The organism is Blautia sp. ZXY-1-B12 (assembly GCF_056339915.1).
The window spans coordinates 1-12,269 of record NZ_JBWJVP010000278.1 but is presented as its reverse complement, the minus strand read 5'-3'; the positions used below and the strand labels follow the sequence as shown (position 1 = coordinate 12,269).

Here is a 12,269-nt window from a genome sequence, read left to right as displayed (position 1 = left end):
CAGTCTACAATCCCCAATAACCAGTCTCTGGCATTAATACGTCGAATTCCCTCATATTGTTCTTCTGGTTCTTCATCCATTGTTAAGATAATCTTTGGATAATGATCTCGTATCGCCTGTAATGGTCTTAATTCTCTCAAAAGTGTATTTTCATCTCGTACAGTCAGTGCCACCTGGAAATATACCGTTCCCTTTTTATTCTGTGCCACAAAATCCACTTCATATGAATTGATTTTTCCAACATACACATCATATCCTCGACGTAACAATTCCAGATAGACTATATTTTCCAGAACATGTCCTGCATCTGCCTGCCTCGAACCTAAAAGCATATACCTCATTCCAATATCAACTATATAATATTTTTCAAGAGTTTTTAAATATTGTTTTCCCTTTATATTATAACGTTTTGCCTGATATATAATATAGCTCTCGCTAAAAGCCTCCAGATATTTTTCCACCGTTTTTGTATCAATTTTTCGCCCTTCTGAAGTCATCGTATCTGCAATTTTTTTTGATGACAATGGATTTCCTATATTATCAAACACAAATCTTAAGACACTCTTAAGCATCATAGTATCTGTGATTTTTTTCCTGTTTATAATATCCTTTACAACAATCGTATTATAGATTCCTTCCAGATAATCTCTGATCTCATCTGGCTGATTTTTTAATTCCAGTGTAAACGGAAATGAACTATTCTGCAAATACTCAGCATATTTGATTCCTCTGTCATTCATACTGCCAGTGCTCTCCATATATTCCTTAAAAGACAACGGCAACATTTCAATCTGAATATATCTTCCTGAAATCATAGTTGCAATCTCACTGGACAACATATATGCATTGGAACCAGTCACATAAATATCTATGTTTTTTTTAATATAAAGACTGTCCAGCACTTTCGGAAAATCTGTTACATTCTGAATTTCATCAAGGAAAATATATGTCATTTTTCCATCAATCAGACGTTCCTTTAAATATTTATATAATTTCCTGTAATCTGTCAGTTCTTCATAATCAAGATCTTCAAAATTAATAGAAATAATCTGTTCTTCCTCAATCCCATGCTCTTTTAAATAATTGCGATAAATTTCCAGAAGCATAGATTTTCCACAACGTCGTACACCTGTAACAATTTTAATCAACTGCTTATCTTTCCAGGCTATCAGTTTTTCTAAATATTCTTTTCTTTCTATAATCATAATAATGCTCCCTTCTTTTTTACTAATTATATTCCAAAAGTGATATAAAAATCAATAGTTTTTGGATTATAATCCAAAAACTATTTATTTTTGTATTTTTATCGGAGCAAGAGTCAACTTACTATCTGTTTCTGCGTGAATCAATATTTTTTTACTGTATTATTCTCCTCCACATAGCTATCATTTTCCCCTGAGATATCGTTTTAATAAGAACGTACAGAAATATGGGAATGTGTAAATCCCATCTTCTATTCCAACATTACTGTCTGCAAGTTTTATTCCCCAGTGAATATCTCCATAAGAATCACCGGATATCAATTGCCTCAATGACTTAGATCGGTTCCTGTTCGCCTTCACTTCTACCGGAACCAGCTCATCCTTTGTTCTTACAAAAAAATCTTCTTCCAAGGTAGCATTTTCTTTTTTATAGTAATATAGTCCAAGCCCCTGTTTCACAAACGCCTCTGCTACAAAATTTTCATATAAAGCACCTTTGTATACTCCAAGATTTTTATTCGCCCGAAGATCTTCTTGTGCTTCCTCATCTAATGAAGCAATCAACAATCCTGTATCTGGATAATAGATTTTGAATTTTGAGTCATCATAGTTTCCCTTTAATGGAAGCTCCGGATACTGTAGACAATAACATACAGAAATCACACCTGCATCTTCGAGCCAGGTTATACATCCCATATATTCTCGACTTCTGGCTTTTTTGTCTATTTTACTTAATTGAAATTTTTTATTTTCTTTTGCAAGCTGTACAGGTACATTCCGATAGACACTTACAATTTTAGTCTGATCCAGACCTTCAGCGTATTTTCTGATATCCTCTTCATAATCCATCTGGATCTGTCTCTGGATTTCCAGAGTATCTGTAAAAAGATTCTTTTCAATATATACTTTTACTACTGCAGGCATACCGCCAAGTACACAATATTCCAAAAACAATTTTTTATAGACTGATAATTCGGTTTCTGAAAATGGAGTTCCTGTCTGCATATGTTTCAGGATATCTTCAATGTGCTTCTCTGAGTATCCTTTTGCCCACAGAAATTCTTCAAAATCCATCGAAAACATTTCATAATCTGTTTTATATCCCACACTGTTACTATGAATTTTTCTGTAATTGATTCCAAGCAAAGAACCACTGCATATGACATCAAATCTTCCATCTATCCTGAATGACTTCAGAGCAGTTGCAATATCCGGAAACTCCTGTAATTCATCAAAAATAATCACAGTGTCACCTGCTATAAATTTTTTTGATGTATCTATCATAGAAATATTTTTTATAATATCTTCAACAGCATATCCGTCACTTAATATTGTTTTATATTTAGGTTCCAGAACAAAATTAATACTCACAATATTACTGTAATTTTGTTCTGCAAAATGATTAATAGATTCCGTTTTTCCAATCTGCCTTGCACCTTTTATAATTAACGGAAGTCTTTCTTCATTTTTTTTCCACTCCAGCAGGTACTCATCTATCTTTCTTTTTAAATACATAAAACCTCCTCCTTTTTTCAAGATTATCACGTTTTATGAGCTTTTGTCAATCTATTATTCACGTTTTATGAGCTTTTATTTATAATATTTTCACGTTTTTATACAAAAACGTAAACTACTTTTCTTAACTACCTTTATTTCTATACGTTAAGTCCCCACTCACGGCTCATTGCTTTTCGCAATCACGCAAAGTGCTTATTTGATTCAATAAAAAAATAAATGCAACCCCTATATCTCTTTTTTCCTGCTTACAGATATAGAGGCTGCATTTGCCTTTACATTTATTTGTATATAGCGTTGCAAAATCGTCATTATAAAGTCGACTATCCTTATACTTATAAAATACTATACAAAGTTGCAACATAGTAATACTTAAAAATAAGTTGTAATTTTCCGATATTCTGCCGGTGTCATATTCATCTGTCCAGTAAAAACCCGGGTAAAATATTGTAGATTGGGATATCCTACCTGCTCTGCTATCTGAGTAATCTTTAAATTAGAAGAACGTAATAATTTTTTTGCCTCCTCCAAGCGCAGTTCTGCAAGAATTTCAGAAAATTTTCTTCCGGTAGCCTGTTTGATAAAACGACTGATATACGAGGGATTTCTGTTTACATGTTCTGAAACATTTGTCAGACCGATTGGTTGTGAAAAATTATCATTCAGATATTTATAAATTTGCTGGATTAGCTGATTCTGATCATTATTATGCATACTTTGAATATTATCTGCAATATACTCCAGCCAATATTTCATATAGTCTGCTTTTATCTTTCTTTCCGATTGTACATGAATCTGTTGCTCAAATGATTCCGTAATCTTATCTTTGCTTTCCTTATCCAATGGAATTCCTGAAAGAAATAAAAATATATTGGCACCTATCAACTCCATGATATTGTTAAAATATTTTTCTGTCTCTTTCTCTGTCTCATTAATAATCTTCTGCATCTGTTCGAATATTTTTTTCTTATTACCGGATCGAAGATATCTGATCAGTTCTGTAATTGCTTCTGTAACATCGAAAAAGTCATTTTCCTTATATTCCATCGGTAAATCCTGATATGAAAGCAGCTGCGTACATCCCGTATCTTTTCCGTATTCCAGACATTTCAACACTTCCTTTTTCATCTGTTGAATATCAGACAGATTTTCAGAATAATGGCTGACAGCTATCATACAATCCAGTGGCTGCAACTGGGCCAGTTCTCTTCTGATCAGCTCTAATTTACTGCAGAATTTCCACAGTGTCTTTTCTTCTGTTGGCCAGATCATATAAAAGATACCACCATGTTCCAGTGCCAGTATCTCTTTAAATTTTTTCAGAAAAAATTCATGGATTATATAACTGTAATAGCTCTCTTCTTCCAAAGGCATACGATTCCTGTCATATGTAACAGCCACCACTCTATATCCGTTTATTACAATCCGCAGCTTCTGCTTTTGCAGTTCCATCTGTTTTTCTGAAAAAATTACAGGTTGAAAAAAGAGTTTTTCCACAAATTGTTGTCTGATCAGCTCCTGATTTTTAACAAAATAATCCTGGAAAATCTGATACATTTCCGTATGTTTTTGTTCTGCATGAAATGCACTAATCGCTCGATTTAAGCACTTGATTGCTTCCTGTTCATCTACGGGCTTTAAAAGATAGTCAAAAACTTTATACTCTATTCCATATCTGGCATATTCAAACTCTGCATATCCAGTCAGAAAAACAATTTTTGCTCCATAATCCATTTGATTGATCTGCTTTGCCAGATCGATTCCAGTGATGCCCGGCATACGAATATCTGTCAAAATAACCCCAGGTTTTTCCTGTTCAATATAATCCAATGCCGTCTGTGCATCTGTAAAAGCACAAACCGTATGCATACCCCGTAGTCCCGTTTCCATGATCCTTTTTAATTTGTCTGATATCAATGGTTCATCATCTATAATTACCACTTTCATATCCTTTTTCCCCCTTTGTTTTGGGAATACAGATGGTTACTGCTGTCCCAGATGGCTTTACATGTTCCACAGTCAAACCATATTCTTTTCCATACAGTAGCAAAAGTCTTTGCTGAATATTAAAGATACCAATGTGTTCCTTCTCTTTCAGTATTCCATTTTCTCTTATTTCTTCCAGCTGTCTGATAATAGTTTCCGGCATCCCATTTCCATTATCTTTTACAGTAATATAAATTGCATCTTCCGTTTCCTTCCCGGTTACTGCTATCATTCCTGTTTCTTTCAATTCTGAAACCCCATGGACAATTGCATTTTCCAAAAGCGGCTGTATCATCAGCTTCGGAATGTAATATTCATATAATTGTTCCGGTATTTCTACCAGACAGATAATATGTTCCTGAAAGCGCATTTTCTGAATATACAAATATTGATTTACATACTTTAATTCTTCTTCAATCTTTAAAAACTGTGCCCCTTTAATAGACATTCTCATAATGCTTCCAAGAGATGTTACCGTCTTTTTAACTTCCGTAGTCTTACCCATATCAGCAAGACTATTAATACAGTCTAATGTATTATATAGAAAGTGTGGGTTAATCTGAGCCTGAAGAGATTCAATCTGGGCATCTTTCATTAACAACTGCTGTTTATATACCTGCTGAATCAGCAAGTCAATTCTTTCCAACATCGCATTATAAACATTTGCCAGTTCTCTAAATTCATCATTGGAATCAACCTCAACATACGCATTGGAATTTATCTCTGTAGTCTGACGTAATTTTACAATAAATTTCTGAATCTGTTCTGCAATTTTAGCCGCCGTTATGAATAATGCAATTGCAATAATTGAAATTGCAGCCAAAATCATCACCATCTCTTTGAAGAAAATTTTATATACACTCTTAAAAAGCAGATTTTTATCCAAAATTCCTACAAGACTACACCCATCATATTGAAGATTATATCTGATAATTTTATAATTTTCGGATGGTTCTTTCAAAATGGTTTTACATTTATCATCAGATAAATTTGAACCATTAACCAGAATATTATTTTCTGAATCCAATATGAGAATAGCGTTCACATCTCTATCCTCTCCTGTCTGTATGATTTTTTCCATACCCGTTTTGTCAATATCCATCATCAGAAATCCGATTTTTTCATCACTTTTTTCTATTTGGGGAACGTAGATATTTCTTGCAAAAGTAATCATATTTTTCCTCACGGGATTTATACGAAGCACCGGCTTTCCATGTTTTTCTTCTGCTACTTCTTTCAGTATTTCTGCAAAATCATTTGTCTGTTCTATTGTATTATAATAAATTGCATTATTAATATATAATTCGTTAAACTTATTATAAATACACACATTCATTAACGCATCCTGATTATTTGTAATAAGAGATCCTATCTGATAAGAAATCATATCAGTCAGTTTTTCCTGCTCTTCAACACTTAATACACTTTGACGGGTATTTAAATATTCCTGCACTTCATCTGTATAATATAAAAATTTTATGGTAGCCTGATTATAATTATCTAATAATGTATTAACCAGTTTCTTTTTTTCCATAACATTTTGTTCTGTCTGATCATATACCATCTGCTTCATCTGATCAAACATAATAACTGTAGTACTATAAAAAATTAAAAAATATCCTAAAACAACAAATGGGAGACAGGAAATAAGTAATTTATTTCGAATCGTTAATTTTCCATAAAACTTATATAATCGTCCTTTTTTTTCCTTCATCTCTTTTTAGTACCTCTCTTACAAACAGGAATCCCCGGTATAGCGCATATATCATGCGTCTATACCGGAGATTGATTCAGCAGATTCTATCTTCTGTATATAACACAGAAGCTAAAGCCTTTTGGTAAAAATACACTTCGCTCTTTGTCATACCACACTCTTCTTTTTCTCCAAGCAAATGCTTTTCTAATATTTCCTGAATACAGGCAATCTGGTCATCTATATAGATGCTTCCGATTGGTCGAAGATAATGACCCGGAAAAATAAGTTCATATGAATTTCTTAATTGAGCTAATTTTTTCAATGATTCCAGATATGTACTCATTGTATCAGAAAACGTATCAAACATCAATACTGGCGTACTTACAACAGTATCTCCGGAAAATAGTAATCTGTATTTTCTGTCTAATAAACAAATTCCATCTTTAGTATGTCCTGGTGTATCCAAAACCTCCAAATCTCTATTTCCAAGATGGAAAACAAATCCTTCTTCTATTCCTTTCATCTCAAAGTCACCTATAATTGATGCATCAAATTCCAGGCTTGCTTCATAATTGTATTCTGGACGGGCTTCCTGTGAACGGAAAAATTCCTTACGTGACTGCAGATTATTCTGTTCCTGAATAACCGGAATTGCTTTTTTATGTGCATAAACCATTGAAAAGCGCCCATTTCCACCCACATGGTCATAATGATGATGCGTATTTACTACATCATAAGGCAGATGAGTCATTGTTTCTACTACTGACCGTATATTTCCTATTCCAATGCCAGTATCAATCAATAAGGCTCTTTCCGTTCCAATAATCAAATACATAATATCTATACCAAACTCATCAATTGCCCATACATCCCTTGATACCTGCTGAAGTGTAAAACCATTTATCTTTTTTATGTTCATATTATCTTCATAAAATGTACTCATCTTTACTTCTCCTGTCTTTTTTATTTTACTGCACCCGCTGTTAAACCGCTTGTAATATGTTTTTGTCCTACAATATAAATAATTATAATTGGTATCATACTTACAACTAATCCTGCAATCAAAAGATTCCATTGAGCATTAGTAGAAGATTTAAACATATATAAATTAACTGTAATTGTACGAAGGTTCACATCGCTGATCATAATACTCGGAAGTAACAGATCATTCCATGTCCAAAGGAAAAACAAAATGCCAATTGTCACTGTTGTGGATTTTACCAGTGGCAAAATAATCTGCACCATTGTTCTGAAAGGTCCCGCACCGTCAATTGCAGCAGCCTCTTCCAACTCTCTTGGCACACTCTTCAGAAAACCAACATATGTCATAACACCAAACGATGTATAAAACCCACTATAAAATATAATCAGTCCTAAATGCGTATTAGTCAGTCCCAGTTTTGTAGATAACATAGAAATTGCAATCATAACTGCATGAAACGGAATAATCTGTCCTACTACAAACAATGTGTATAATTTGTCACCTGTCTTTTGAGGAAGATGTGAAATTCCATATGCACTCATAAAAGACACGGCACTGGCAACTATGACAGTGCATACCGTCACAAACAGCGTATTGCGAAATACTGTCCAAAAGTTCATAATCCGCATTGCTTCAGAAAAATTTTCCAGATATAAACTTTTTGGAAATGAGATAAACGAGGTTAATATATCATTATTTGGTTTAAATGCATTCATGATAATAAGAAAAACCGGAAGTATAAAGATAATTCCAAGGCACAGCCACAAAATACTTTTTAAAACTACTGTTTTATTCATTCCTTCTTTTTCCACTTTACATCTGTACCTCCCTTTTTCTAGTAATCTTAAGCTGAATCAATGCAATAATACCTACCAGTAAAAACAATATTATAGATTTTGCAGAGCCATATCCCATTTTAAACGAACCAAATGCATCATTATATATATTCAGTGCAATTGTCTGTGTACTATTTGCCGGACCTCCACCAGTCAGTGATAACGGAATGTCAAATGCTTTGAAAGCTCCTGCAATTGATACAAAGAGATTAATTGTAATTGTCGGCATTAACAATGGCAATTGGATATAAATAATTTTCTTAATTCCTGTACATCCATCCAGAACAGCTGCTTCCAACACATCTTTTTGTATTGTCTGCAATCCTGTAATGTATAACATCATAAGAAAACCGGTAGACTGCCATGTTGTTACTAAAATAACTGTAAAAGCCGCAGTACCTGCATTTCCAAACCAGCTGATATTAGCCAATACATCTACGTGCAAAATTTTGGCCAGATTTGGAATGGCTCCTGTAAAAATAAAAGACCATACAAAAGAAACCATTACACCACTGATAATATTAGGAATAAAAAATAAAGAACGTATTACGCCTTTACACCGTACATTTGAATCTAAAAAATATGCTATTACAAAGCCAATCAGATTTGACATTAAAATTGATATTACCGCCAGAATTAAAGTAAATACCACAGAATGAATGAATGTCTCGTCTCCAAGAAGCTTAGTGTAATTTCCCAGACCGACAAAATCTTTATTTCCTTTTATTAAATTCCAATTATAAAAAGATGCCGGAAGTGTTCCTAAAAGTAATGGACCTGCAAGTGCAAGAACGTATAATAACATCGACGGAATCGTAAGACCAAAATAAAACCATTTATTTTTTTTACAACAATCCAACATAAAATTATCTTCCTTTCTGATAACAAAAGCTTCTGCAATATTTCTGCAGAAGCTTCTGTTACCACTTATACCTTTCCCGATTTTACTTTACTCAAGAAGCTCTGAAAATTTCGAATCTAACTGATCTAAAGTAGTATCCATATCCGTTGTTCCGGCAAAATATCCCTGAATTACCGGCCCAATCATATCACCAGCGCCGGACTCAAGCTGTGAGTATACCCATGGTCTTATCTGGTTATTTGACATATAATTCTTATAATCATCGAAATACTGATATTCTGTTGACATTGTAAAATCCATTGCAGGTGGTGCTGCGCCCATTGAATCAGCACTATAATGCATCCATCCGTTTTCATCTGTGTTATCGCTCAGATAATTCAAAACCTCACGCACTGCATCCAAATGTGGCGTATTCTGATTTACTGCAATACAAATTCCTACATCTACATCAAGTTTTGCATCTTCCTCATTTTCTGTAAGTGGTACTCCAAATAGACCAACCTGTAAATCCGGATTAATACTTTGTGCATTCAGAAGAGAAAATTCTCCGGTCACAATCATAGCAGCTTCACCTGATGCAAATGCATTAAAGCCTGATGTGGAATCTGCATCCATATAATTTCCACCGGAATTTTCTTTCATCATATCCATAAACTCAAATTCAAGTGAAGAATTATCATTCCTGAAACTTCCTTTTCCTGCATTCATATCTGCAACCCATGACTCATAGTCTCCAACTGCAGCTCCCTGCAGACAGCTAAATAAATGATTCAATGTCCATGCATCTTTATAGGTGGCTGCAAATGGTGTAATACCACTTGCCTGAAGTTTTTCACATACTTCTTTCATTTGTGAGAATGTTTTCGGTACTTCTGTAATTCCGGCCTTTTCAAATAACTCCTGATTATAATAAACTCCCAGCATTTCCTGAGCCATTGGATACGCATAAATTTTTCCATCATAGCTGCATGCATCTTTTACAGAATCATAAATCTTTGTTGCAAATTCTTCCTCGCTCAAATCCACAATTCTGTCTGTTGCTGCAAACTGCTGCACCTGTGCATATGGATTCAGGAAAAACATATCCGGAAGATCATTAGATGCCACCTTTGCTCCAAGATATTGGCTATAATCTCCTGATTGCATTTCAACTACAAAATTAATTTTATCCTGGCGCTTATTAAATTCATCTGCACCTTTCTGAAAATTATCTGCTGCTCCAGAAGACCACACCGCTAATTTAACGGTTTCTTTTTCGTCTGAATCCGCTTTTACAACTGTTGCTCCACTAATCATGACTGTCCCCATAGCGACTGTCATCATCAGGCTAATCATCTTTTTCCTCATAAAAACTCCTTTCTTTTACCTGCTTTGTCCTTTTGTTATTTTAGAAGTACTTCTTTTGTTAACAATATAATAACAACCCCTGCTTTCTTTTTCCATACGTCAAATTATGACAAAACATATACATTTTTTTACCTTTCCAAACAGAAAAAGACGCAAGCCATATTTTTATGTCTCACGCCTTTCTGCAAAAAGAAAAAGACGCAAGTCATATTTTTATGACTCACGCCTATCTTGCATTTCATTATTAAATTGAAAACCTTTATTCTTCTTTCCTCTGTTCCAATAGCTCTCTTGCATTTGCAATAGCAAGTGATAACTTCTGTTCTAAAAGTTCTTTTGGAGGCATTTTAGTCATATACTGTCCCACGTGGATGTTTCCATGATCCAATTGCATTAATTCTATGGTTTCCTGCGATTTTTCTGCACATAATATAAGAGCAACCGGACTTTCTTCACCTTCTACTCTTTCATTTTTTTCCAACCATCGCAAATACAGTTCGACTTGTCCTTTATCTTGCGGTTCAAATTCTCCAAGCTTTAACTCAACAAGAACCAGCCTTTTCAAACCTCTGTGATAAAACAATAAATCCATATAGTAATCTTTACCATCCAGCACAAAATGCTTCTGCCTTGCCAAAAACGCAAAATCCGATCCCATTTCCAAAATAAATTTTTCTAATTCCGCAAGAATGGCATTTTCCAAATCTTTTTCACTATAAGTATCACGTAAACCAAGAAAATCAAGCATGTATGGATCTCTGTAAAAAAGATCCAGACTCATTTTTCCATCATCCCGTAATTCGGCAATCTCATTTTTTATTGTTTCTTCTGGTTTCTTCGATATTGCAGTGCGTTCATAAAGCATAGATTTTTTTCTTTCACGCAATGTCCTCACTGACCAGTTCTCTTGCATACACATTGCAGCATAAAAGTCTCTCTTTAACTCGTCATTTATTGGCAAAATCTCTACAAAATGTGACCAGGTCAATTGTTGCGACAATGTCGCAACTTTTTCGAAGTCAGGAAATTCCTGATAAAATTTAATCATTCTCGAAATTGATGTTTTATCAAATCCAGAACCATACTCCTGTTCCAAACGTTTACTGACTTCTGCAACAACTTTTTTTCCATACTCAGGCTTATTATCTCCGGTGAACTCCGCACTAAGTCTTTTTCCAATTCCCCAGTTAAGTGAGATAATGGCATCGTTCACAACTTTCTTTACATCCGTTTTCTTTTCTCTGATCAATGCATTTATTTCATCGTAAATGTTATCAATATTATTTGCTACTATTATCTCTTTTTTCATTATTGATTCCCTTCTATAATTTGAAATGCCAACTTGGCATTTCAAAATCGCACCAACAGGTTATTGTTATATTACCCTATTTTTCTCGTTCTGCCTACTGCAATTTTATATTCTCATACAACAATGAGGTCGCATTCCACGACCTCATCACATTCATTTAAACATAAATCAATTCCTTGAGAATAATCTCTTCTGCAATCGCTCTGTGCTGATTGGCAGCTCTTACCCATGCCATCTGATTTTTCTCCTTATCCGGCAATGGATCTTTTTCTTCCAACTGTTTCAGAATAATTTCTTCCCGTTCTCTGGCAGCCTTATCCACTTCCAGCAGATGCTCGCCAATCGTATCCTGCAAAAGTATCACCTGATACGTTGAGTTTCGATGATTCTTCAGATAATCTCTTCGAAGAAAACCATACTTTCCAAGTTGCTCCATCTGCTCACCGGATTTATAGGTGAGATTAGGAATCAGGTATCCATTTACATTTGTATAAGTTATAACAGCGGACATTCGCAATCCACTTCGCTACTTGC

At 34.3% G+C, this 12,269-nt stretch carries 10 protein-coding genes; all 10 read right to left on the bottom strand.

Features of this window, described 5'->3' with window-relative positions; genetic code table 11:
- The coding region (locus tag AC075L_RS19710; protein WP_055200272.1) for an ATP-binding protein at window positions 1-1,205 on the bottom strand (1,205 nt) is incomplete at its 3' end.
- A 180-nt stretch (window positions 1,206-1,385) separates the two neighbouring features.
- Window positions 1,386-2,717, bottom strand: a complete 1,332-nt coding sequence (locus AC075L_RS19705) for an ATP-binding protein (protein ID WP_287642854.1) — start codon at window positions 2,715-2,717, stop codon at window positions 1,386-1,388.
- 372 nt (window positions 2,718-3,089) lie between these two features.
- The gene (locus AC075L_RS19700) at window positions 3,090-4,664 is read right to left on the bottom strand and encodes a response regulator (protein ID WP_173684815.1); all 1,575 of its coding nucleotides are present in this window, start codon (window positions 4,662-4,664) and stop codon (window positions 3,090-3,092) included.
- Window positions 4,642-6,417 carry a sensor histidine kinase gene (locus tag AC075L_RS19695; RefSeq protein WP_128866382.1) on the bottom strand — a complete coding sequence of 592 codons (1,776 nt, stop codon included), beginning with the start codon at window positions 6,415-6,417 and terminating at the stop codon, window positions 4,642-4,644. Before AC075L_RS19695 ends, AC075L_RS19700 begins: the two co-directional genes overlap by 23 nt.
- A 76-nt stretch (window positions 6,418-6,493) precedes the next feature.
- Entirely contained in the window at window positions 6,494-7,342 is an 849-nt protein-coding gene (locus tag AC075L_RS19690) for an MBL fold metallo-hydrolase (protein WP_119242096.1), read from the bottom strand.
- Window positions 7,343-7,362: 20 nt separating this feature from the next.
- A complete protein-coding gene (locus AC075L_RS19685) occupies window positions 7,363-8,193 on the bottom strand; it encodes a carbohydrate ABC transporter permease (RefSeq protein WP_022380411.1) in 831 nt (276 codons plus the stop codon).
- Window position 8,194: 1 nt separating this feature from the next.
- On the bottom strand, window positions 8,195-9,079 hold the full coding sequence (locus AC075L_RS19680) for a carbohydrate ABC transporter permease (RefSeq protein WP_128866383.1): 885 nt from the start codon (window positions 9,077-9,079) through the stop codon (window positions 8,195-8,197).
- An 87-nt stretch (window positions 9,080-9,166) separates the two neighbouring features.
- Window positions 9,167-10,426, bottom strand: coding sequence for an ABC transporter substrate-binding protein (locus AC075L_RS19675; RefSeq protein WP_226824984.1), 1,260 nt, complete (start codon window positions 10,424-10,426; stop codon window positions 9,167-9,169).
- Window positions 10,427-10,685: 259 nt separating this feature from the next.
- Complete coding sequence (locus AC075L_RS19670) at window positions 10,686-11,735, bottom strand: PDDEXK nuclease domain-containing protein (RefSeq protein ID WP_025578043.1); 1,050 nt, start codon at window positions 11,733-11,735, stop codon at window positions 10,686-10,688.
- Between the two features lie 157 nt (window positions 11,736-11,892).
- Window positions 11,893-12,246 (bottom strand): TnpV protein, encoded by a 354-nt coding sequence (locus tag AC075L_RS19665; RefSeq protein ID WP_119251033.1) that lies wholly within the window; start codon window positions 12,244-12,246, stop codon window positions 11,893-11,895.
- Window positions 12,247-12,269 lie beyond the last annotated feature (23 nt).